This window comes from Sutcliffiella horikoshii (genome assembly GCF_044809035.1).
Taxonomy (GTDB): Bacteria; Bacillota; Bacilli; order Bacillales; family Bacillaceae_I; genus Sutcliffiella_A; species Sutcliffiella_A horikoshii_G.
The window spans coordinates 338,099-363,637 of record NZ_CP085237.1 but is presented as its reverse complement, the minus strand read 5'-3'; the positions used below and the strand labels follow the sequence as shown (position 1 = coordinate 363,637).

The 25,539-nt window shown below is 43.1% G+C and carries 17 protein-coding genes and 3 riboswitches; of the genes, 4 read left to right on the top strand and 13 right to left on the bottom strand.

The genetic code is table 11. The features are described from left to right. Window positions 1–166: 166 nt before the first annotated feature. The 5 genes from LG307_RS01935 to LG307_RS01915 form a co-directional block, all read right to left on the bottom strand. Entirely contained in the window at window positions 167–1,492 is a 1,326-nt protein-coding gene (locus tag LG307_RS01935; RefSeq protein WP_404447415.1) for an NCS2 family permease, read from the bottom strand. Window positions 1,493–1,623: 131 nt separating this feature from the next. Further along, window positions 1,624–1,725: riboswitch (purine riboswitch) on the bottom strand. A 142-nt stretch (window positions 1,726–1,867) separates the two neighbouring features. Beyond that, complete coding sequence (gene guaA / locus LG307_RS01930) at window positions 1,868–3,388, bottom strand: glutamine-hydrolyzing GMP synthase (protein ID WP_404450354.1); 1,521 nt, start codon at window positions 3,386–3,388, stop codon at window positions 1,868–1,870. Window positions 3,389–3,585: 197 nt separating this feature from the next. Further along, window positions 3,586–3,687: riboswitch (purine riboswitch) on the bottom strand. Window positions 3,688–3,726: 39 nt separating this feature from the next. Next, window positions 3,727–5,946 (bottom strand): DUF4129 domain-containing transglutaminase family protein, encoded by a 2,220-nt coding sequence (locus LG307_RS01925; protein WP_404447412.1) that lies wholly within the window; start codon window positions 5,944–5,946, stop codon window positions 3,727–3,729. Between the two features lie 2 nt (window positions 5,947–5,948). Beyond that, entirely contained in the window at window positions 5,949–7,163 is a 1,215-nt protein-coding gene (locus LG307_RS01920) for a DUF58 domain-containing protein (RefSeq protein ID WP_404447409.1), read from the bottom strand. After that, entirely contained in the window at window positions 7,163–8,116 is a 954-nt protein-coding gene (locus tag LG307_RS01915; protein ID WP_404447407.1) for an AAA family ATPase, read from the bottom strand. Before LG307_RS01915 ends, LG307_RS01920 begins: the two co-directional genes overlap by 1 nt. Window positions 8,117–8,488: 372 nt before the next feature. On the opposite strand from LG307_RS01915, the gene LG307_RS01910 reads away from it, so the two are divergent. Further along, a complete protein-coding gene (locus LG307_RS01910) occupies window positions 8,489–9,190 on the top strand; it encodes a Na-translocating system protein MpsC family protein (RefSeq protein ID WP_404447405.1) in 702 nt (233 codons plus the stop codon). Between the two features lie 304 nt (window positions 9,191–9,494). Further along, a complete protein-coding gene (locus tag LG307_RS01905; protein ID WP_404447403.1) occupies window positions 9,495–9,896 on the top strand; it encodes an anti-sigma regulatory factor in 402 nt (133 codons plus the stop codon). Window positions 9,897–10,125: 229 nt separating this feature from the next. Here the strand turns inward: LG307_RS01905 and LG307_RS01900 are convergent, their stop codons facing one another. From LG307_RS01900 to LG307_RS01875, 6 genes are all read right to left on the bottom strand, one after another. After that, entirely contained in the window at window positions 10,126–10,494 is a 369-nt protein-coding gene (locus tag LG307_RS01900) for a VOC family protein (protein ID WP_404447401.1), read from the bottom strand. Window positions 10,495–10,614: 120 nt separating this feature from the next. Further along, complete coding sequence (locus tag LG307_RS01895; protein ID WP_404447398.1) at window positions 10,615–13,197, bottom strand: ABC transporter permease; 2,583 nt, start codon at window positions 13,195–13,197, stop codon at window positions 10,615–10,617. Next, window positions 13,194–13,877: an ABC transporter ATP-binding protein gene (locus tag LG307_RS01890; protein ID WP_404447396.1), complete on the bottom strand. Its 684-nt coding sequence runs from the start codon at window positions 13,875–13,877 to the stop codon at window positions 13,194–13,196. The genes LG307_RS01895 and LG307_RS01890 overlap by 4 nt, the downstream gene beginning before the upstream one ends. Window positions 13,878–14,012: 135 nt before the next feature. Next, window positions 14,013–15,020, bottom strand: a complete 1,008-nt coding sequence (locus LG307_RS01885; protein WP_404447393.1) for a sensor histidine kinase — start codon at window positions 15,018–15,020, stop codon at window positions 14,013–14,015. Window position 15,021: 1 nt separating this feature from the next. Further along, on the bottom strand, window positions 15,022–15,708 hold the full coding sequence (locus tag LG307_RS01880; protein WP_404447390.1) for a response regulator transcription factor: 687 nt from the start codon (window positions 15,706–15,708) through the stop codon (window positions 15,022–15,024). Window positions 15,709–16,042: 334 nt separating this feature from the next. Beyond that, entirely contained in the window at window positions 16,043–16,519 is a 477-nt protein-coding gene (locus tag LG307_RS01875; protein WP_404447388.1) for a CarD family transcriptional regulator, read from the bottom strand. Window positions 16,520–16,814: 295 nt separating this feature from the next. Here LG307_RS01875 and cspC point away from each other — a divergent pair, with 295 nt between their 5' ends. Beyond that, window positions 16,815–17,018: a cold shock protein CspC gene (gene cspC / locus LG307_RS01870; protein WP_404447385.1), complete on the top strand. Its 204-nt coding sequence runs from the start codon at window positions 16,815–16,817 to the stop codon at window positions 17,016–17,018. Window positions 17,019–17,122: 104 nt separating this feature from the next. Here the strand turns inward: cspC and LG307_RS01865 are convergent, their stop codons facing one another. Further along, the gene (locus LG307_RS01865) at window positions 17,123–23,074 is read right to left on the bottom strand and encodes a lamin tail domain-containing protein (RefSeq protein WP_404447382.1); all 5,952 of its coding nucleotides are present in this window, start codon (window positions 23,072–23,074) and stop codon (window positions 17,123–17,125) included. Window positions 23,075–23,338: 264 nt separating this feature from the next. Then, the gene (locus tag LG307_RS01860; protein ID WP_404447380.1) at window positions 23,339–23,884 is read right to left on the bottom strand and encodes an HD domain-containing protein; all 546 of its coding nucleotides are present in this window, start codon (window positions 23,882–23,884) and stop codon (window positions 23,339–23,341) included. A gap of 385 nt (window positions 23,885–24,269) precedes the next feature. Further along, window positions 24,270–24,369, top strand: a riboswitch (purine riboswitch). Between the two features lie 78 nt (window positions 24,370–24,447). Here LG307_RS01860 and guaC point away from each other — a divergent pair. Beyond that, on the top strand, window positions 24,448–25,431 hold the full coding sequence (gene guaC / locus LG307_RS01855; protein WP_404447377.1) for a GMP reductase: 984 nt from the start codon (window positions 24,448–24,450) through the stop codon (window positions 25,429–25,431). The last annotated feature ends 108 nt before the right edge of the window (window positions 25,432–25,539 follow it).

Below are 25,539 nucleotides of genomic sequence, written 5' to 3'. Positions count from 1 at the left end.
TTTTAATATAATTTAAAATTACTATTTTAAGAGGACTTTCTTCTATATAGAAGGTATAAGAGCGACCTCTTATATATACGGTACCACCTCTACATTTCCTCAAACCCTTCTAACAGAAAAAATCCCTGCCATATTATAGCAGGGATTTTTAGTGCCTTCTATTAATCTATTCAATCAAGAAAACAAAGTACAGAACGAAGATGACAAACAAAGCATACATGATTGGGTGAATTTCTTTCGCTCTTCCTTTCATGATCATCGTGATTGGGTAGAAGATGAATCCTACTGCAATCCCTGTTGCGATGCTGTATGTTAACGGCATTGCAATGACTGTCAAGAATGCAGGTACTGCGATCTCGAATTTGTTCCAATCAATTTTCCCTAGTGCCGAAACCATTAACACACCGACGATGATTAGCGCTGGTGCTGTTACTGGTTCTGTAATGACAGATAACAATGGGAAGAATACCAGGGATAATAAGAACAATCCTGCTGTTACCACAGAAGCAAATCCTGTTCTGCCTCCAGCTGCTACACCAGCAGATGATTCAATGTAGGAAGTGGTAGTGGATGTTCCAAGTACCGCTCCTGCTACTGTTGCTGCAGAGTCTGCAAAAAGTGCTTTTCCCGCTCGTGGAAGTTTGTTTTCTTTCATGAATCCTGCTTGATTTGCAACAGCAACAAGCGTGCCCGCTGTATCAAAGAAATCTACGAATAAGAATGTAAGGATGACAACAAGCATTTGAATAGTGAAGATATCTCCTAAACTAGCGAATGCCGCACCGAATGTAGAATCGATACTTGGAACTGCTCCTACCACTGCAGTAGGTCGATCAATAAGTCCGAACAGCATCCCAACTACTGCTGTAATGACGATACCGAAGAAGATACCGCCTTTTATGCCTCTTACCATAAGAATAACAGTGATTACTAGACCGAAGATTGCTAGTAAGGTATTACCGTTTGTTAGATCTCCCAGTGCGACAAGTACTACTTCGTCCCCCACGATGACACCGGCATTTTGAAAACCGATGAATGTGATGAAAAGTCCGATACCTGCTCCTACCGCATATTTTAATTCTGCTGGAATAGCATTGATGATTTTTTCACGAATGCCGAATAGTGTTAAAAAGATAAAGATAATACCAGAAACTAATACCCCCGCCAATGCAGTTTGCCAAGGGATACCCATGCCAAGCACTACAGAGTATGCGAAGAATGCGTTAAGACCCATACCCGGCGCAAGTGCGATTGGGTATTTTGCATAGAGCCCCATGATTAAACAACCAATTGCTGCGGATAATGCAGTCGCTGTAAAGATCGCACCTTGGTCCATGCGAAGCGCATCTGGATAATCACCCACGCTTGCCAATGAAAGCATAAGAGGATTTACCACCAATATATAGGCCATTGCCAGGAAAGTCGTTAGACCTGCAATGGATTCTGTTTTGTAGCTTGTGCCGTGTTTTTGAAACTCGAAATAATTCTTCATGCCAAAATCCTCCTCAAGGTAATTCGTATAAAAAAGAAAACGCCCCCGGCATAAACCAGGAGCGTTCACAATTAACTGACGAGGATAGGAAAAATGAGAGCTCACCTATCTGAAAAAAGATAGATGTCCTGCACAAAATCCTGATACCTCGTAGTCAAGCCGTTTACGGTAGCCTGGTAGAAACTTTTGGGCCATATTCCCAAATTTATACGAGATTTGAACTATAAATGTATGATAATTTCTTTTTTCATATTACCAAGCTTACAAAGATTCGTCAACATAAAAAGCGAACATTCGACAATTATTTTTTACCAATGTTCGTTTTTACACCAAAAATAAAAGCCGACCAGTGGTTCTGATCGGCTTTTTCGTTTATTATTCCCACTCAATTGTTGCAGGTGGCTTAGATGTAATGTCATACACGACGCGGTTGATATGATCCACTTCGTTTACGATACGCGTGGAAATTACTTCTAGCACATCCCAAGGGATACGTGCCCAGTCGGAAGTCATTCCGTCGATGGAAGTTACCGCGCGGATACCGATTGTGTAATCATACGTACGTTGGTCTCCCATAACTCCAACACTGCGGATGTCAGGAAGTACTGTGAAGTATTGCCAGATGTCACGGTCAAGACCCGCTTTTTTGATCTCTTCACGAAGGATGTGATCGGATTCGCGAACGATTTCTAGTTTTTCATCAGAAATTTCACCAAGAACACGGATTCCAAGACCAGGGCCAGGGAACGGCTGGCGCCAAACGATTTCATCCGGAATACCTAGTTCTGTACCTAAAGCACGAACCTCATCTTTGAACAATGTGTTCAATGGCTCGATTAGTTGGAACTGCATGTCCTCAGGAAGCCCGCCCACATTGTGGTGGGATTTGATTGTTTGTGCAGTTGCCGTACCACTCTCGATGATATCTGTATAAAGCGTACCTTGTGCAAGATAGTCGATACCTTCCAATCTAGAAGCTTCATCATCAAATACATAGATGAACTCGTTACCGATGATTTTACGTTTTTGCTCAGGGTCAGAAACACCTTTTAGCTTGTTAAGGAAACGGTCTTTTGCATCTACTTTGATAACGTTCATGTTGAAGCCTTCACTAAACGTCTTCATTACAGCGTCCGCTTCATTTTTACGCAATAGACCGTGGTCTACGAAAATACATGTTAACTGATCACCGATAGCTTTGTGAATTAACACAGCCACAACGGAAGAGTCTACTCCGCCGCTTAGTGCGCAAAGTACTTTTTTGTCGCCAACGATGTCACGGATCTTCTGCATTTCGATTTCAAGGAAGTTCTCGATTGTCCAGCTATCTGTGCAACCGCAAACGTTATAGACGAAGTTTCTTAAAAGATCATTACCATATACAGAGTGACGTACCTCTGGATGGAATTGAACGCCGTACATTTTCTTTTCTTCATTACTGATTCCGGCGATTGGACATGCTGGGCTTGTTAAATCAACTGCGAAATCCGCTGGTTCTTTAACAACTAAGTCCCCATGGCTCATCCATACAACTTGTTGTTCTGGGATATCTTGATACACCGCAGATTGGTTAGAGACTGTTGCAAGTGCTTTACCGTATTCACGGTGACTTGCTTTTTCCACTACTCCGCCAAAGTGCATCGTCATCAGCTGCATACCGTAGCAAATACCTAGAACCGGGATGCCGAGTTCAAAGATTTCTTCGTCACAACGGAAGGAGTTTTCTCCGTAGACGCTGTTAGGACCGCCGGAAAGGATGATTCCTTTTGGGTTCATTTTTTTGATTTCTTCTGCTGTAATCGTATGTGGATGAAGCTCGCTGTAAACACCGAACTCACGGATACGACGTGTAATTAGTTGGTTATATTGACTGCCGAAGTCAAGGACGACGACCATTTCTTGGATACCTTCCACCCGAATTCACCTCATAAGTATATTATTTTCGGAGCATATCTTTTCGTTTATTTTGACCTAAAATAGGTAAGATATGCCTTTAAAACACAAAAAAACTAGAATCTTCCCTTCATATATACATAAGAAGGCAGAATTCTAGTTTGCTAGCGGGGAACATATATGGATATAATTCACCCTACCAGTAATAGAACTGCCTTCATAGTCGGGTAGTTGACGGCAACCCGGTAGAGACTCTCGAACCAAATTATCGAGGATATATGAAGCCAATAATTTATAGTTGTATTAATTTGACCTTATTCTATCAGTGTGTTTCTACTAGGTCAAGATGATGTCTTTTTAATTAAATTTTCCCATAATTCCACCGATTTCTCCCATTCCTGCTCAGAGGAATCTCCCCGGTAAAGCACCCGTTCGTATCGAGCGGTGAGAGACTGCATATCACCTGTACTGTAATGATCGTCGATATACTTGGCATATTCCCTAAGTGTCTGACCGTCTTTACGGGTCAGACCAACGGCGTGCAACTGTCTTAACAGTGCAGGATATGCTTTATTAAACGTTCCCTCGTCCTTTTTCCCTTTATAGCGCAGGATATAAAAGTAAGGAATCCACTTATTGCGCCCGAAAAATAACAAGGCACCTGCAGAGACCAACGACGCCACGAAAAGTGCTACTGGTTTCCAAGAGATATCCGCAAAATTCCACGTTCCATCATTAGAACCAGTTGCTCCAGCAGCCTCTTCATCTTCACCCTGATCCAACTCAGGAATATTACTTTGATCTGTTTCTGGCTGTTGCGGTTGTTCGATGGTGTCTTCTTCTTCTGTGGTTTCTCCTGTATTTTCTTCTACAGATTGATACACAAAGCTATAAGGGTTAGAAAATCCGCTTGTTGGTTCGTATGTTACCCAGCCTACTTCCGGATAGTAAACTTCCACCCATGAATGGGCGTTGTTGTTCGTTACCTCAAAAAGCCTCGTCGAATTATCGGTCGTATCGAGAAATTCGCCTTCTGTGTACCCTTTTACCCACCTAGCCGGAATATCCACTGCACGCAAGAGCGCCACCATGGAAGTCGAGAAGTTATCGCAATATCCTTGCATAGTTTCAAACAGGAATTGATCCACATAATCCTGATCCCCTGTTGGCACGGCAACATCTGTTGTTTCATAGACAAAGTCGTTGTTGCGGAAATACCTTTCCACCGCATTGACCTTATCGAAACGAGTGGGAAAAGATCCAGTAATTTCTTCGGCGAGCTCCACTACCCTGTCTGGCAACGTGTCAGGCAACTGGGTGTAACGTTCCACAAACTCCTCGTTGCTTTCCTCGCCAGTACCAGGCTCCGCTCCCTTTAATGCTTCTATATAATACCTCGGAAAATCATAGTTCACCTGATATTTTTCTAACTCAATGGGATCTCCACTTTCATCCACCGTACGTATTTTTTCCGTACTATCATTCAGGCTAAAAGTGACACCCTCTTCTTCCACTTGGATTTCCTTTAAACCAAGCGGATAATTGATATGCGGATAAGTTTTCTCCATCGCCAATGTGGCAGAATAGGCGTCTGTTGGAACCGCATCACTCATCCAAGAGACTTGGTCATTCAGTCCTCTGTTTAACTCGGCACGCTCCCCTTCTGTGGAATCCCACCCTTTTCCCGTATAGATATCTTTTGTTTCCACACGCCAATAATGGGTGCGCGTCAGCTCTGCCTGGAACACCACGCTATCATCTGGGACAAACGGGCCACCAAGGCGCGAATCATTTTCGCCATACCCGATTTTACGGACACCGCCTGTTCCTAGACCATCTCCATTTCCTATTCCCTTTAAAAATGGCACAGGGTCAGGCCAAATAGGTGCCGCTTTAGGCGAGAAATAGCCGGCAGTAGCAGAAAGAAGAATAAAGATAACCAGCGGAATCCCCCATCCGATGAGGAGTTTTCCACTTCTATATACACCTTCTCGCTCTTTTAACCGCTCCAGATGGACAAATCCAACAATGGAAAGCCCTACAACAATCAGACGCACAATCGCTTCATTTCCTTGATACGGAGTGAATGTATCCAGAATGGCAACGTAAGTAATGGTCGAAATAACAAAGAGCAGCATTTGTTTTCGGTACAAAATCCAGTAGATAACTAGATAGCTCACAAGCCATAGAAGGACAAACAACAAGATACTTCTGAACATTCCCGTCATAGCGACCCAATCCTGTGCCCAAATAACATTTGCATTATATTTCAAGTCATTCCAAAGGTAAGAAAACCAGTCTTTACTTAGAAACCTTCCATCCATATAGAGGATGTGAATAAAATAAAACATAAACCCAAAATGAACGAAAAAGCTCAGTAGTGGGAGTATTTGCAAAAAGGACAGTGAAAAAGATAGGAGCAGGAACACGACGAACACATATAAATTTGCGGTATCCGTCACATCCCTCAACGGAAGGATCCACTCTAATAGAAGAACAAATCCAAAAACATGCATGAGTAAAGCATAGACGTTCCGCTGATATGGGTTGGATTTCGCCATCGCTAACTCACCTCACTTATGATGGTACTTTTCGGTTTATTGGGGTAAACGGTTTTTATCAAGATATTTCTCCGTTTTAAGAGATCCATATACGTGAGCTCTTCTTTTGTTAATCGAACTCCTTCATCTTTTGTGAGATGGACTTCTAGATGCAGGTGTCTAGTAGAGAGCTTCTCAAGACTTTCCACCATGCCCCTGCCAAGCTTGCCTGTGATAAAAAGGAACGTAACTGTTGGTTGAAATTTGCCGATTTCCATTTCAATCACTTTGGAAAAGTCCCTTTTGCTGTTCGGCTGTATTTTTGCAAGATGATAATAAATCCCTGCAAACTGTTCTTCCCCGCTTCGCAACGAGTAGATCGACCTGTCTTCCCCAACGGACACTAGGCCAACCTGGGAACCATATTTCAAGATTGCTTTCGTCATGGCAGCGCTATAACTGACCGCACTTTCAAACGATGCGCTCTGGGATCGGTCAATAAACAACATCACATCATGTGATTGCTGCTGCTCAAATTCTTTTGTCATGATATCATTCCGACGCGCAGTCGCCTTCCAATCAATCCAAGAAAACCGGTCCCCAGGTTGATACTCCCTGACACCAACGGTCATGGACGTATCACGAACCATCTTCATCTTGGAGGAAGTGGACCCTTGATCAAACTTATTTTCATGCTGCCTATAGGTCATTTCCGTAAAGCTCGGATACACCAAAAAGTGTTGAACTGACTCTATCGTTCTCTCTTTTTCAATCAAACCGAGGAAATCTCCCGTCACCAACCGGATCCCATTCAATGTATGCTCCCCCCGCGGCACACGGTCCAAGGCATACTCGATGGTAATGGTGCTTTTAAACCACGGGAAAATAATCCGTTTTGCCTGTTTGGTCTGCTGACAAAACATCAGGTCATTAGGTAGCACCTCTTCTATAAGAAGAAAAGCCAGCGGTACCGGCACCGTTCTCCTTAAGGTAATCGTTCCTATTAACCTATCGCCCGCCCGGTATTTCTCCTGATTGATCGTTCGTGAAACGTCAAAATCCTTGAGAGGATAAACTAAAATTAAGAAAGCATACAAGGCAAATGGAAGAAAGCTGATAAACAAAAACCAGCTGACAAACCCGCCTTGAAACATGGCATAAACAAATGTGGTGACAACCAATAGCAAAAAAGATACCAATTTCCAGACTTTTTTAGCTTTCTGAAAAAGCACCTTCATTATCTTGTCATCGACCTTTGAACCGGAATCGGTGTGCGGTCGATCACCTTTTTCACCACTTGCTCTGCCGTCATCCCCTCAAACTTCGCTTCTGATTTCAAGATAATTCTGTGCGGAAGTACGTAGGGAGCCAAATATTGAATGTCATCCGGTACCACATAATCCCTGCCATGAATAAAGGCATATGCTTGGGACGCTTTCATCAATGCCACCGACCCACGCGGACTCGCTCCCAAGTAAACGGATTGATGGGTACGCGTACGATTAACCAAGTCCACGATGTACTCTTTAACCGTCACATCCACATGCACTTCTTTGACCTGCTTTTGCATGGCCTGGAGTTCTTCCAATGATATAACCGACTGCAATTCATTGATCGGTTGTTTCTTTTCTGTTGTATGTAAAATATTCACTTCTTCCTGAGGCGTTGGATAGCCCATATTCATTTTGAATAAAAAGCGGTCAAGCTGCGCCTCTGGCAGAGGATACGTTCCCTCATATTCAATCGGGTTCTGTGTCGCCATGACGAAAAACGGACTTCCTAGAGAAAGGGTGTTGCCATCCACTGTCACACTTCCCTCTTCCATTCCCTCTAACAAAGCAGCCTGGGTTTTCGGGGATGTCCTGTTAATTTCATCTGCAAGGACAATATTACCCATGATCGGGCCTGGTCTGAACTCAAACTTTAATTCTTTCGGGTTGTAAATGGAGCTTCCTGTTACATCGGAAGGCAAAAGGTCAGGCGTAAACTGGATGCGTTTAAAGTTTGCCCCCACTGACTTGGCAAGGGAACGCACCATCAATGTCTTCCCCACTCCCGGTACATCCTCAAGCAATACATGCCCTCCCGCAAGCAAAGCAACAATACTCAACTCTGCCACATGTTCTTTGCCTATCATTACATTTCCAATATTGTCCAATATTCGTTTTACTTGTAATGGTGTAGTTTCCAATTCCGTACCCCCTAGAATCTATATTTATCTAATAATCGACAACAAACTGATACCTAACCTACATTATATTCGCTTTTCTGTCAGAAAAACCCTTCAATACCCATGCAAATAGTTTCAATTTTCCCTATTTATAGAATAACAAAAAAAGGAGAACGAATGGTACTAATCGCTCTCAGGGAAAAAATAGCAAACAATATCTTATAATTAAAGAAGGAATTTCGCAATCCGTGTAGAATTTTTTACATATAAGAGGGTGTAGGCAACTTAAACATTTACCCCTATATCAAAAGGGTTAAACTTTTTACCTATACATCCCTTAAAAAATCTTCACAGAGCATAGAGCAAACCTCTTGTTCTTAAAGGGATGGGACAATGGAAGTGAAACTGCAGCAGTCAGAGTTATCAAGCGAAATCGGAAGGTTACTTAGAAGGCACTTCGGAAAAGGGCCTGAAGCTGTATTTGTAACCATCGCATCACCATATGTCATCATCTATTTGCGCCATTTCCTATCTCCAATAGAAAATATGCTACTTGAAGACAACCATACGATGACGGTCGAAGAGATACGGGATAAAATGATGCGTAAATTGAACGACAAAATAAAAGAAATGATCCATTCCGTCACAGGGTTACCTATAAAAGAGTTTTACTATGACTGGACTTTCGAGAACGGATCTGGCCTGTTGGTCGGAGTCGAGGAAAAAATAGAGAAATATTTTGAATACAATTATCCAAATCGAAGAGAAATAGAAACCATCATTGCCAAAATCAGCGCCGAAGCGGAGAAACACCCCGACGTTACATACTCCCATATGTTGAATGACCGTACATTGATTGTCATAAGAGAAGGCATCCTCGTTCAAATCGAGGAACAACTCATTGAACTGGGGTTTGAAGAAGCATTGACTCTCGCAAAACGGAAACTAGAGAAAAGACTCCTTTTCCAAGCGAAATCATCTTTTCAACGACTGCTACAAAAAGATATCATCGAAATATTTGTCAACTGGGACTTTGCCCTGGACAAGAGCGTCATCGTATTCATCCTGGCACCAAAACAAAATATCCGGCAGTAATGATCTAGGCATGGAACTAGACATAAGCCAAAGAGAAGGCGGTAAACAACCACCCTCTCTTTGGCTTTTTTTAAAGCTCTTTTCTCAAATATTGTTGCTATTCACTGGTAAAAAGTCGGCAATCGGACTTTTTACTGCTTACACACTATAGAAATCGCAATTAGTATGCTTCGTAAAACAGAGAAAAGAGCACGACAGTAAGTAATATAACTGCTAACTTGAGTATTCGAAACAGCAACAAAGTTTACGTTAACCGCTTACCTCTCCGCTTATGGACAATAGCTTTACCCTTGGAGGGATGAAAATGGAAATAAAACACCAACTCACCATCAAAGATGACAAAGATATCATTAGGGTCAGAAGACTCGGAAGAGAAATAGCCACCAGCATGGGCTTTAGCTATATCGATCAAGCGCGTATCACTACCGCCATCTCAGAGCTTGCACGAAACGTGATAAAATATGCCGGATCCGGCACCGTATACATCGAAGTGATACACAAATACGCACCAGGATTAAGTGTGGTTGTGGTTGATAACGGGCCCGGAATCACCAGTATCGGCAAAGCAATGGAAGACGGCTATTCCACCTCCGACAGCCTCGGCGCCGGACTCCCTGGAGTAAAAAGAATGATGGACGAGTTTTTGATAGATTCCGTGATGGAACAAGGAACCAGGATCGAAGTGGTGAAGTGGTTGCGGGGGTAGAGGGCTGAGGGGACAGGTTCCTCGACCCACCACACTTCTCCTGACACGCAACTCCTGTGCATTTTTTGGAATAAATGGATTGTGGTGAATTTAACTTGATTTATTGAATACTTCAGGGAGTTTATTGAATACTTCAACCCACTTATTGAATACTTAAGTGCATTTATTGAATACTTCTCGTTTTTTGCACATTTCTAGGCAACTGTCTTTCTTAAAATCCACTTAGAACTCATTGCCACTCCAAAAACTCCAGCCTGTTTCCAAAAGGATCACTTACATAAATCCTATTCGCCCCAGGAAAATTCTCGTCCACCGTGTAATCAACCGCCTGCGCGCTCAAATAATGTTTAAATTCTTCTATTTGGTAAACCTCAAATGCCGGATGTGCTTTTTTGGCAGGAACAAAAGGCTCCTCCACCCCTAAATGAAAATGAACAGCCCCTTTAGCAAACCACACCCCACCTCTTTTTCTAAGCGTCTCTGGCTTATCCACTTCCCCCAACCCTAAAATCTCTCCATAAAATTTGCGCGCTTCATCCTCCAGCCCCTTTGGCATGGCAAGCTGGACATGATCAATTTTGTTGATAGTAAATGACATGAAAAACCCTCCTTTTGTAAGATGTTAGATTCTACTTCCATCTTACTCAAGGAGGGTGATAATAGAAATGACGGTTATTTTATGAATAGCTATAAGTTTTTCTTATTCTCATCAAATTTCTTATATATTCTCTTGCTTCAACCCATCAATAATGTTTTCTTTTTTAATTTTGGAGATGGAATATAGCATGGCCGAGCTGACGATAAAGAAAATGGCAGCTATCACAAACAGGATATCGAGCCACGGCAGGCTAAAACCATATTCAAAGGTTTCGTTTACAGAGCGATGCAATAAATACATAACACCGATACTGATTGGCAAACCAATTAGGAGGGAATTGACTCCATAAAAGATGCTTTCGTAATTGATCATTTTGTTAAAACCTTTCGGGGTCATTCCGACAGACTTTAGCATCGCAAATTCTCTTTTCCGCAAGGAGATACCGGTAGAAATGGTATTAAAGATATTGGCAATGGAAATCAAGGAAATTAAGGCGATGAATCCATAGGTGAATACCGATAGGAACATGATCATTTGTTGGTCACGTTCTCTACTTTGAACTGCGTTATAGATATACATCGAGGAAGGGACGACTTCCTCCAACGTTTCTTGCATCACCGTTGGGTCACTGGTATTCAAATACAGATAGGATTGGACTTGGCTTGCGGCACCCTTATTAAGGATATTATCGAACGTTTCCATGGGGACAATGACATCCAACCCACCAAGACTTGCCGTTCTGGTACCCATTAGGAGTTCGTCTGTAAGTGCGCCGATTTCCAAATCCGAAAGCGTAGTGTTTTCGTTTGTATCATAGTCGGTAAATAGTAGCTCTATCCTATCACCTGGCTTTGTTTGGATCGATTCCGTTTCCACAAACTTGGACGCTTCGTAATCCCTGTAAGAGATCTTATCGATAATGATAGCCTTCGGGTTATTAGGGTCCTGATATTTTGCAGGATCTGTGCCTGCTCTATCTGCATACTCTTGAAAACTACTTTCACTTAAGCCATATAAATTGATGTAAAATGGGAATTTCCCTTCTTGGAGTGCCCCATTTTCCTTTTCTATATGCTCTAGTAATAATGGAGGAAGCATCTCTTCATCTATTAAGGACGTTACCTGGACGGACTTATGGAGACTATGTTCCGTGATACCTTCTAGATGTACCAACGATTCCAAAGTGGAAATGTCTCCACTGCCATCTGAAACTACTATATCAAAGTCGATGCCATCCTGTGACATTTCCACCGATCTGCTCAAATTCTCCGTAAAGAACGAAACGGATAGAAAAAGGACGATGCTGATAACAAGTGAAAACAATGTGGCATAATACCTTTTCTTATTTCTTTTTACATTTTTCAGCCCGATTTCCGCTTCCAGGCCGAACATTTTCCTAACCACCTTGGATGTCTTAACCGCTTTGCCCGTCAGCTTTATATCCTGCGTCTGGCGGATGGCATCAATGGCCGAGACTTTGGATGCTTTACGGGCCGGCATGTAGGTGGAAATGAAAATAGTGGCGCTTGAAATCAAGCAGGCAACCAGAACAGAAGCCGGCGTGACAACTACTTCAAGCTTTACACTTGTTCCTAATGCACCCGCTATATAGGTGTTGATGAATATAAAGGTAATTGCTATCCCACCAAGCCCCGCTAAGACACCGATTGGAATACTGATCAACCCAATGACAGCCCCTTCAAAGAAGACCGAATTACGCTTTTGTTTCTTGGTTGCCCCAACACTTGAAAGCATGCCCAAATGCCTTGCCCTTTCGGAAACGCTGATTGCAAAGGCATTATATATGAGAGATACAGAACCAATCACGATGACAGCAATAATGATTCCTGCCATAGAATACATGGTCGTATGGAGATTATCGTTATCTGTGATGCCATAATATCGGAGCAGTTCATCATTGTAACCTACCCCAACTATATCGTTTTGTTGTGCCAGTTGTTCCGCATGTTTAAAAATGGAACGGTTTAAATCCTTTACCACCACCACCGCATCAACATTCACCTCTTGATTTAGATTCTCCTGATCGATATAGTTGAGCACCGTGTATCCGGGAGCCCATGGTTCTTCCCAAGGTGGCCTTTCGATAGTGCCTACAACGGTGAACGTTTCTGTTGAATGGATTTCCAAGTTTTCAAGATATCCCTCTTCCCCCCTCTCAACAGAATAGTTCTGCAGCAAAGGGTCCGGTTCACCTTCCATCATACGATTTCCAATTTCAACGGTCATTTCAGTGCCAATTTCATAGTCAATCCCTGTATCATTCGCAAGATGATCTGACACGACTACTTCATTTGCCGCTTTAGGCAGACGTCCACTGCTTAACTTTATAGGAAATTGTTCTAAACCTTCCGCATTGTATCCTTTAAAAAAGAGATAGGGCTTATCCGTCACCTCATCCCCTTCCAACATGGCATAACCTATATTGCTGGAAAGGATCAGATCTTTCGTATTCCCATCTTCTTCAATTGCTTTTATTTGATCGCTGGTGACATTTTTATATTGAACATGCCACTCTCCATTGTCTGCAATGGTTTGCCTTTTCAAAAGATCTAGAAAGGAGACCCCAAGCGTAGCGACAGCCGTCACCATCGCAACCGAGATGATGACACCAATGATGGTCACCATTGTCCTTCTCTTATTTTTCTTCAGATGCCTTAACGTCAGCTTATTGATGATGTTCATGGACGGATCACCTCGTCCTTGGCAACTTTTCCATCATTGATTTCGATGACACGATCAGCCTGCAAGGCAATCCTTTCATCGTGGGTAATGACGATAAGCGTCTGATTATAGGTTTTGTTAAACATTTTCAATAGCTCCATGATCTCGCCGCTATTTTTACTGTCTAAATTACCTGTTGGCTCATCCGCCAGAATGATCGCCGGATTGCTCATGAGCGCCCTTCCGATGGAGACACGTTGCTGCTGTCCGCCGGAAAGTTGATTGGGCAAGTGATTCAGACGATTCGTCAATCCCAGGATGGACGCAATATCACTGAATTGCTTCTGGTCCACTTTGTGTTCATCCAACAGTAATGGCAATGTCATGTTCTCTTCTACTGTCAAAATCGGGATCAGATTATAAAACTGGTAAATCAACCCGATCTGTCTGCGTCTGAAAATCGCAAGCTGTGTTTCATTCAATTGATAGATATCCGTGTTATCAACAAGTACCTTGCCACTTGAAGGTCTGTCCACTCCGCCTAGTAGATGAAGCAGCGTTGATTTGCCAGATCCGGACGGACCGATGATCGCGACGAATTCTCCTTTTTTGACTGAAAATGATACATCATCCAATGCCTTTACCGCCGTATCTCCCTTACCATAAACCTTAGACAGATTTTCTATTTGTAAAATGCTCATCGCATTCGCCTCCATATGTTAAATGTATCCTCAGTATATCTGCCTAAGATGACTATTAAGTGACTTCTATTGTGACAGTTTAGTCACTTAAGGGGATAGATTCATGTCCCACAGGACGAACCTATCCCCCTTTTGTCAGGTACGAGCCTTGTTATAAAACTTAATATGAAACTCGGTTCCTTTTCCTTGTTCACTTCTGACCTCGATATCCCCCTGCTGGCTTGTAATGATGCTGTATGCCATGGCAAGCCCGATTCCAATACTATCTTCACTTGCATTTTTCCCTTTATAAAAACGTCTGAAGATATAGGGGAGATCTTCTTTAGGTATTCCATGCCCATTGTCTTTCACCTTTATCTCTGTATATAGGGGGTTTTCGGAGAACGAAACGGAAACTTTGCCGCCTACTGCAGTATGTTCCACACAGTTTTTCAAAATATTGATCAATGCCTCTGCCGTCCAGTGATTATCTCCTGTAAAAGTGGCAGACTTATCCCCTTCCACCAATAAGGTCTGTTCCTTAATGTCCATTGGAATCAACACCGACTGCACAGCCCTTTCAATAAGACCCTGGACTGAAACATTGTCTTTTTTAAAGCTGACAGTCCCAGCATCAATTTTGGATAATTTTAAAAGGGAAGACACCAACCACTCGATTCTTTCCAATTGAATACGGATGTTCTGTGTGAATTCAGCCCGCTTCGTTTTATTGAGTTTACTATCGCTGAGCAAATCCGCCATGACCATCATGGAGGTAAGCGGGGTTTTCAATTGATGGGAGATATCAGATATCGCATTCGTTAATTTGACTTTATCCTGCTCCAAATAGGAACGCTGCTCTGAAAGCATCAAGGTGACTTTATAGATATCGCTTTTTAAAATACTAAGCTCTCCCTCATGATTGTCCCGTACATCCAAATCATAATTGCCATTGCTGATACGGCGTAAATACCCTGAGAGTTTTTCGATTTCCTTATATCTCCAACGGGTGAAAACCACACTGCAAGCGATGAGCAGCATGGTAGTTATGAGAACAAGTATTGTTGTAGATATGGTAAAAAAGAGGCCTGCTGCCCCAGTGGCTACAGCGCCAATCAAGATCATGATGATCAGGTATAGTTGAACTTCTCTGTTTCGCCACATCTTATTGACCTGCCTTATAGCCCATACCGCGCACGGTTCGGATGATCAGTGGGTTCTGAGGGTTGTCCTCCAGCTTCTCCCTCAAACGCTTGATGTAAACGGTCAGCGTGTTGTCATTGACAAAGTCACCTGCCACATCCCAAATCCGGTCAAGCAACTGGGCTCTCGTCAGCACCTGCCCTATATGGTTGGCAAAAATCATTAACAACCGGTATTCCAGTGCAGTCAGCAGGACCTCTTCCCCGTTTTTGAATACTTTGCCTTCCAACGTATTAATGCGGATATTCTCGATATCTATGTAGCTTTTGGCCTGTTCAGGCTGCTTATTGTAACGTCGTAAGACCGATTTAATGCGGGAAAGCAGCTCACGGACCCTGAATGGCTTCGTAATATAATCGTCCGCTCCCATATCAAGCCCCATCACCACATTCACCTCATCATCAAAGGCCGTAAGGAAAATCACCGGTTTGTCCTCACGCCTTTTCACCTGTTGGCAAAGGTCATAGCCGCTCCCATCAGGCAAGGACAAATCAAATAAACATAAATCTATCTCTTCAAGCCTACTAGCAATCGTCAACTCTGCCGATTGAACATCATGACAAAGAATGGTCTCATATCCCTCCTGCCGAAGCGAATACTCCAAACCTGTAGCGATTGTCCTGTCGTCTTCCACCATCAACACTTTCATTCCCCAACACCCTTACCCTTATCATTTTCCTTTATCATATTTTATCTCTTCCTTTGCGTCAAAAGCGTCCTTTAATCAAGCACTAAAATGATCCCAGAGGCATGCCAACCGGAAAAAAGTTTACAAATTGTTCCGTCACTACTATTTAATCAAGCGTTCTATAGAATTGAAAATTCCCTTAATGAGGTAAATTAAAATGGATTGGTTGTAGAAATAACAAAAGAGGATGATGCTCTAAAGGTGAATGGAAGAAGTAGAATCTTGTAAATATCAATCATATTCCCGAAACATTCAAAACATTTCCGGGAGATGTCAGACAATATTTTTAGTTATCTTAACAAAAGCTTTTAATTTGATTTTCAGTGATTCCTTTAATTAATCTCAGTTCACTAATCAAAAATTCATTTGCGTTATTCAGCATTCTTTTTTCGCTAGAATTAAGTGCTTTCTCTTTCTTCATACGCAGTAGATCACGTACAACTTCAGCACCTTCTTGTATTTTACCTGTTTTGATTTTTTCCGTGTTCACTTTATACCTTTGTTTCCACGGCAGTAATCTATCTGATTCTCCGTGCTGAAAAATGTGGATGATGTGTTTCAATGCAATGATATCAGTAACTGGGCGTATATTTGAACTCAAAATTTTACCCGTAGGAATCATGATTTGCATATTACTGATTAACATTCTTATGACATAATATTGTTGTTTCTCTCCTGAGATTTCCTTTTCTTCTATATCTTTAATTACACCTACGCCTTGCATTGGATAAACTATGTTATCGCCAATTTCAAACAAATATTCCACCTCCATATTTGGTAACCCCCTTAACCTTAACATAAATAAAATTTTTTAACAAAATATTTTATAATATCATAATTTTATTTTTACCGTCAACCAATTTCCTTTAAAAAACAAGGGAATAGTAGAAATTAAGTCGAATTACCGATAAAAGGAAGTTAACACCTGCAATTTCTACCGTCAAATACCAATAATTTGCAAGTTCTTTCGTTTTCTGATATGATTAGGTTAATTATTTTTGTTCGGTGTAAAGGCTTGGCCAAGAATAGTAATACAATGTGTGGCAACGCACTAGGAGGCAACAAAAATGGAACAAGGTACAGTTAAATGGTTTAATGCAGAAAAAGGTTTTGGATTTATCGAACGCGAAAATGGAGACGATGTATTCGTTCACTTCTCCGCAATCCAAACTGATGGCTTCAAATCTTTAGACGAAGGTCAAAAAGTAACGTTTGACGTTGAGCAAGGTGCTCGTGGAGCTCAAGCTTCTAACGTTCAAAAAGCTTCTTAATCTTAAATTGTTTATACAAACAGGCTCTTAATATAGGGCCTGTTTTTTTATGTTCTTAAAAGAAAAAAGACACATGAAAGATTCCATGTGTCCCGCTCATCTACCTATACTATCCTTCTTCTCTTCCCCACCATCACCAAAACCCCTACTCCTATCATCAGCAATACAAACCCAATGACATAAAAGTCATATAGATTAGCAGCAGTGTTTGGAAGCTTCTCGCCACTTTGTTTCTTTCCTTGTTCTTTTTTCTTCGCATCGCCCTTGCCTGGGGCTGCAGGATTATTCACCTTAATCGGATCTGCCGGGTTTCCAGGCTGCCCAGGGTTTGGGTTCACGGGGTTTGGGTTCACGGGGTTTGGGTTCACGGGGTTTGGCTTGCTTGGTTCCACTGGCCCGGGTGCACCCGGATTACTCGGACCACCAGGTTTACCTGGCTCCTCAGGTTCACCCGGCTCTGATGGATCCGGCTCAACCGGCCCATCCGCCATTTCTCCCTTAGTAAACGTCCAAATATCCGACGTAGTCATCCCCGTGTGCTCATCCTCCACTACGACATACCACCAGTAACGCTCATTTTCCGCAAGCCCTTCCCAGACCATCTCCGCCACACTTCCGCTTGAAACAGCCTCATGCTTGCCAATCTCCACTTCCGTATAAACGTTCACCGCAAAGTAGTCCGTTGCCACGCGCTTTTCTTTTGGCTGAAGGTCGAGTTCCAGTACAAACTCGTCCTTTCCAGGGTAAGTTTCCGTATCATAATAGTTATACTGATCCAGGTACGGAGAGTACGTATTCACGATAATCCGGTTATTGTCTGTATCAAAATGCAGCAGGCGCATGAAGCCTTGTCCACCTTCCGGACCTGCCTGATAGTCAGCAAGCATTTGATAGACTTGGCGGTCCGGCGCGCCGTCACCATCATCATCCACTTCATCAACCAATAGCTGCGCCTCATGATAATGGCCGCTCAACACAGCAACAACATTCTCATTCGGCAGCACAACTTCCTCATACAACTTGTCACCAAGTGGATGACGCACACCCGTTGCCTGCAAGTATTCGTGGAAACTCAAGATTGCCATGCGGTCTGGATGGGCAGCAAGCACCTCATTCATCCAGGCAATCCCTTCGTCTTCCACACCCCAGCCAAGATACACCATGATATAGTCATTTCCGTTGGAGGAAATAAGGTCATAATGGCCGCGGTTATTTTTATATGTCCCGCCGTAATAAGGTTTGTCCTCAAAGCGGTCCGCGCCAAAGTATTTATAATACTGCGTATAGTCATTTGTTTTGTGATCCACGTCATGATTCCCGGCAAGCACGCCATATGGAATTTCGCGTTCGTCCAAGACTCCCATATACTGGTCCGCATAATTCCACTGGACTTCCTGATCTGCCATATTCACAAGATCTCCCGTGTGGAACACATACTCGATTTTCAATTCCTCTTCCATTTCCGCTATCCATTCTGTCTGCCTTTCATAGATATACGGAAAACTTTCTGAGTAATACTGTGTGTCAGACATCCAGACAAATGTGTAATCGTACTCTTCAGAGGAAGCCGGAATTTCATCCTGCACCAGTACATTGATGTTGCCCTCTTTTACAAAATCAGCGACCGCGACTTCCCCTTGAAGTCCAAAGTCTTCCGTTCCAGCAATCTTATAATCAATAATCTCCCACTTGTTGGACGTATGGTTCCAGGCATACATGGTCACCTTTCTGCCTTCAAGGGAATTCCCCTTCCAAACAAGCTCGACGGTATCCCCTTCCTGAATAGATTCGGCCACCTTCACATCAAAACGATGATACGGAAATTCTGTGGAAGAGTCCGTGATTAGGTATTCTCCATCTTCCTCAGAAACAAGCGCGATATCTTCTTCTGTAAAAGCTTCCTCACCCTCCGGCACCATCGTTTGCGGCGGCTCGACTTCATTGGCATTTTTATAGCCCTTCATGCGATCACCTTGGGTTACATCGTACTTGTAGCCACCGTAAAACGTAACATCTAAATCATCATCAGTAGGATCGGCCACCTTTACTTTCAACGTCGGGTCACCATCCACTGGGGTTTCCGCATCATCTGCAGGTGAAATGAGCTCCGGTTCTAGCGGATTTTCATTCACTACCGTAAAGTGCACCACTTTTACCGATTCGTTTCCTGCCACATCGATTGCCACAACCTTTAACGTATGCTCCCCAGCCGAAAGCTTAGAAGAAGCCGTTTCAAAAGGCGTCGCGATTTCCTTGTCATCAAGGAGCACCCTCGTTTCTTTCACACCAGCTATCGCATCGGTTGCTGTCACATCGATTGTAAAAGCACCCTTGTATTCCTTTCCTTCTTCTAAGGAAGTGGTGATGCTTGGAGCCGTGTTATCGACCATCACGGTTGTTGCGATTTCCTCATCTGCATCCATCGCGGAGATCACATGCTCCCCATCGGATACGGAAGCTGTGTCCCATTTATACGATTTGGAAGGAGCCTGCTCCCCTGTCACCGTAAAAGTAAAGTCTTCAAAAATACGGTCTGTCCCGTCATCGCCCATGTCAAACACTTGAGCAGGATCATTTTTCCCCGCATCGCGCAGAATCGTCCCATCTGCCAAAACAAGGCGGACATTTCTCAAATTATAGTCGTCACGGTTATCCTCGGACTCCAAGTCAAACGGAGACGCTTTGTTACCCGCACGAATCGTAATTGTATTGTCCCCAAGCATCAGTTTGTCCGGGTTAATCGGAACGGTGATCGTCTGCCATTCATTGATCCAATCATCAAAAATATGCAGAACTTCATCTCCCATGGTTACCCCATTTTGGAAGAAAGTATTGATTCCGCTCACCTCAAAAGCAAAATAAGAAGTATGCTCGACCGCTTGGAATGTTTCGCCTTCCACTTCCTCTCCGTCTATCAAAAGCTTCACATCTTCCGGAGCGTCGGTGCTGGAAGTCCCTTTCAAAATCTTCTCCCCAGCAACAATCTCGCCCTCTTTTACATTCAAGCGGAGACTGGAGAAATCCAATTCCGTTGTCACATCAACCTTATATTTTTCTGTTGTCACTTCATTCATGCCATCTGAAATTTCGAAGTAATATTCCACATACTCTTTGGCGATAATTTCAGGCGAATACACTGTATAGTGATAAAGCAAATCATTGTAATCCTTCGTCAGAATCGCCTGTTTGTAGTCCGTTTGATCGTTTGTCCGGTAAAATAAACGAACCGTCTTCACTTCCTTGTCATCCTGTGCATCCACGACGATTTCTATATTTTCCGTTTGATCCACCTGAGTTACCTTTGTTAAATTTTCATAGGTCGGCGCAACCGTATCTGCCTCGATCTGCACCGTTTCCGCAGGGACTTGCGAAGCTTCCACCACACCAGGCGTTGCTGCTTTTACCGCTGCGCTTGTCTTGATCATTTGCGTCGAGCCATCTAACGGGTATTGATAAAATACACCCATATTGGCTGCCGTGTCCTTCACATTCGGAACATCATTGTAATAAGCAACCGCAAGCTCCTGCTTCGAGTTCGTTGCCACTACAAGTCCGCGCATCGCGCCATTGGCCATCCCGTCACTGTAAATGCGGACGATATTCTGATCTTCCACCAAACTCGAGCCGTAATTGGCGTTAAAATCCGCTACCGTCTGCTCTCGGTTTTGCGCATTGATAATCCAGAATACAAGCGTTTCCTTGGATGGAATTACCACATCATCCGGGATCGAAGGCCACACCACATCTGTCGCAATCTCCGCCCCGTAACGATAATAAAGCTTGTAATCTTTAAAACTCAGATCCTGATTAGTATTATTATAGATTTCTATAAACTCATAACCATCCGCCGACCCAACATTCGTCGAATCCGGAACCACTTCCGTTACCAAAAATGGCGGCAGCGACTGATAGTCCACTTCGATTTGTTTTACCGCAATAGTGAATTCGTCTGTCTTGGAAACATTCCAACCATCCGAAGCTTCCACATAATAAACGATATCCCCCGAGACATCTGCCCCAGGTATTTCCGCCGTATAAACAGAGGAACCTTCAGACGTTGGGTTCATGGACAACGAAGTAAATGTTTCGTCCCCCCGCTTTTTATAAAATAAAGTGGCAAAAGGTTTTGCCATGCCATCTGTAATGGTCGCCTCGATTCGGATCGGCGAGTACGCAGTGCCATTTGTGACAGGCGTATGCTCCATCACTGGCGCTACCGTATCTTCCGGAATCTCTTCCAGCTCCACCGGGTTAGTAGGAACCTGGCTTTCTTTTGCCGTACCAGGTGTCGGCGCAGTCAATCCTTCCAGCTTCAGCATCGCCGTACCGCTAGACGGGAACAGATAATCAATGCCCGCTCCATTATTATCATTGTCACTGCCAAGATAACTTGCGGACACAACCTCCGCACCCTCTGCATCTTTGATCACAAGGGCACGGTTTCCTCCATTTACAAAGCCTGGAAAAACATCTATGAACTCCACAACTTGATCTTCTGTGAGCGCCAGCCCAAAGTTTTCGTTAAACTCAGCTAGCGTCTTGTTTCCGTTGTTATACCAAAATACGATTTCCTCCTGCGGCTCCAACATCACAGCAGGCACCTGGAACGGCAGCTCACTCCCCGTGTCCGTATATCCATAGACAAAAGAGTAGTTTGCCATATTCATAGGCTGATTCGTATTGTTATACACCTCAAAAAACTCAAAATAATCCGTTCCTCCCCCTTTAGAGTGCGGGGACAGCTCGGTAATCAGCAGTGGCAATTCACTGTAAGTTTCCGCCGGTACCGCAACCTCAATCGTGGACGGCTCCGTCGCTGCTGTATTGGTTCCATCTGTTGCTTCGATGTAGTAGGTGATTGGTGCATCTACCTTAGAAGCTGGAATTTCAGCCTCGTACGTAGAGGTCGCCTCTGTTTGTTGCATACTTAGGTTCGTGAAGCTTTCCTCTGATTCTTTTTTATAAAAAAGAGTAGCCGCCGTGACGCCAACGTCATCCGTTATCGTCGCTTGGACGGGGATTGCCGTGAATCTTTCCGCTTCTGTAACAGCCGTGTGTTCGATCACTGGCGGTGTTTGGTCAGCGACAGGCGCTTCCTCTTCTTCCACTGTTACCGGCTGTTCGGGAACTTGAACCGCATCAATGGATCCAGGGGTAGGCAATGCAAGAACCGCATGTTTGTCCATCACCGTCCCGCTCACCGGAAACTTATACTCAATTCCCGCTCCGTTGTTATCATTCTCAGTTCCAAGATAACTGGCAGAAACCATTTCTTGTCCTTGCTTGTCCTTCACCACTAGCGCCCGGTTTCCGCCATTCGCGAAGCCCGGGAAGGCATCCTTAAAAGAAACTACCTGCTCTTCCGTTAACGCCAACCCATAGTTCTGATTAAAATCTGCCAAACTACGGTCTCCGTTGTTGTACCAGAACACAAGCATTTCTTGTGATTCAATGGTTGTTTCAGGAACAGTGAAAGGGATCTCCCTTCCTGTATCCGTATATGTATAGATAAAATTTAGATTCGCTGTTGAGATCGCTTGGTCTGTATTATTGTAAATCTCAACGTACTCATAATAATCAGTTCCAGCACCAGCTGAGTTTGGAGAAATTTCTGTGATGAGTAAATGTGGGAGCAGGTTGTAATCCAGCTCTTCAATGATGGCTTCTTCTTCCGTTTGTGGCATTTCCGTTGGTTCTTCTGGTTGTTCTTCCTGGTCGGCTGGAGGGGCAACTTCTGTTTGAGGTTCTTCTACTCTCGGTTCTTCCACTTCTGGTTCTTCTTTTACAGGTTCTTCGGTAACCTCTTCTTCCACCGGTTCTACTTCAGGTGGCTGCGGCTCTACTTCTTCATCGGCAGGTGGCTCTGTACTTTCGACCGGCTCCATATTTTCTTCTTGGTTTGTATCCTCTACAGGAGTGGTTTCCGTTTCCGTAACCTCTTCCTCCGCATGCACCACACCAAGCGGCACAACCGGCTGAAAACTCGTTCCTACGATAGAAAAAATCATCAATGACGACAGCAACTTCCTACCAAACTTACGCTTCTCTTTCCTCATCACTAACCTCCACCGAACTTTTTTGAACATTTAAAATGTTACCGATGGAATGTTAAGTGGGTATGAAGGTATTGTAAAATTTGTGGGAAAATGGATGGTTTTAGAAATAGAAAAAAGAAGGCTATCCACATCCTCCTTTTTTATTTCAAGATACTATGCAAAAATAGTCGATATCGCTCGAGACGATTTCAAGACCTCTATTTCAACAAAAAAATCCGGCTTGATCGAACGTTTGTTTAAAAATAACTATCCCAAGAAACTTTCTTATACAGTTCCAAAAACCGCCTTCACTTCCTCTTCCAACTCACCGATTAACTTAAAATCTTCTTTTCTAGGAGTCAATGCCTTCACAATGTTCCCATAATACCACTGCTGCTTCTCTTTTCCACGGTTGAACCGCTGCCAAATTATGTTCCCATGTTCTTCAAGATCCGTCCGAATGGAGCGTAAATTGTGCAATTTATCCGCAACAATCACCTGCATCTCTTCTATGGTTGCACCTTTTAAACCATCAATGGTGTGTTGTTTCCTCTCTTCCCACGAAAGGCTCTTGTCATTTTCAGAAGCCGCCACCACTAAATCGGCAACACGGACACCGAACTCTTTCACCAAGCCTTCATAAGTGGCTTCCGTATCTTCCAGAGTGTCATGTAAAATACCCGCCGCCACCACTTCTTCTGAACAACCTGCGGATTGCAACATCATCCCCACCGCAAAAGGATGTGTAATGTATGGTATCTCCGTACCCTTCCTTGTTTGATGCTTATGTGCCTCTGCTGCAAAAACGATGGCCATTTCTACTAAATTCATATGTAACCCTCCCCTTTTTGCGTAACGCCACTAAATTTGTATTTCAATATACCATTCGAAAATAGTCGATATTTCCCGAATCACTTTTAAGCCCCTTATTTCAATAACAAAAATCCATTTATTCAAACGTTTGATTAAAAATTACTATTGTATTTAAAAAGATAAGCTTTGAATGCTGCGTAATTCAAGCGCCTTCTCTCTTTAAGTTTAAACGGTTTCATAAAAAAAGACACATAAAATCTAAATGCAAGGTTACATTAACTTTATTAATAAAAAACCTCTATATCGAAAGAAAACAATTAAAATACTATCAAACTTTCTATAAAATACGAACATTTACCGTTTACACATCTTAAAAGTTCGTTTATAATCAAACTTGTGTTGAAATTACTTATAACGTTTCATTCGTATATTCTTAGAGATATGGTCTAAGAGTTTCTACTAGGAGCCGTAAAATCCTAACTACGAATGGGTGGATTAACTCTGCCCATTTTCAGTCTGGATTTTTTGTTGCGTAAAAACCGAACATTACTATGAAAATTATTCTTTTAGGAGTGTGTCTCATGGAAAATGTATTTGATTATGAAGATATTCAGTTAGTGCCAAATAAATGTGTCGTTAACAGCCGTTCTGAGTGTGATACCACTGTAACTCTTGGTGGCCGTCAATTTAAGCTTCCTGTAGTTCCAGCCAATATGCAAACCATTATTGATGAAAAGATTGCCCTTTATCTTGCTGAAAATAACTACTTTTACATCATGCACCGCTTTGAGCCACAAAAGCGTCAGGCATTCATCGAAAACATGCATGCAAAAGGCCTTTACGCTTCCATCAGCGTAGGAGTGAAAGAAGAAGAGTATTCCTTCGTTGAAGAGCTTGCATCAGCAGGTCTTACTCCTGAATACATCACAATCGATATTGCCCATGGGCATTCCAACGCGGTCATCCATATGATCCAGCATATTAAAAAACACCTGCCTGAGAGCTTCGTCATCGCTGGTAACGTTGGTACGCCTGAAGCAGTGCGTGAACTGGAACATGCCGGCGCAGATGCAACAAAGGTTGGAATTGGACCTGGTAAAGTATGTATCACAAAAATCAAAACAGGTTTCGGAACTGGTGGCTGGCAGTTGGCAGCTCTTCGTTTATGTGCAAAGGCAGCAAGCAAACCAATCATCGCTGACGGTGGAATCCGTACACACGGTGACATCGCGAAATCCGTACGTTTCGGTGCAACGATGGTCATGATCGGCTCCCTATTTGCCGGCCATGAAGAATCACCAGGAGAAACCAGCGAAGTAAACGGTAAGCTAGTCAAAGAATACTTCGGCTCCGCTTCCGAATTCCAAAAAGGCGAAAAGAAAAACGTAGAAGGCAAAAAGATGTTCGTTGAGCATAAAGGTGCCTTACAAGATACATTAACTGAAATGGAACAGGATCTTCAATCTTCCATCTCTTATGCTGGCGGAACCACCTTGGACGCCATCCGTCACGTAGATTACGTGATTGTGAAGAATTCTATTTTTAATGGGGATAAGGTGTATTAAGATTTAGGGGAACGGACATGGCAGCATATTTAATCCGGAGGGGTTAGGTATGCTTTTTTTTGTGATGTATATAGTTTAAATGATAGTCATGGAAATTCTTTTTTTCAT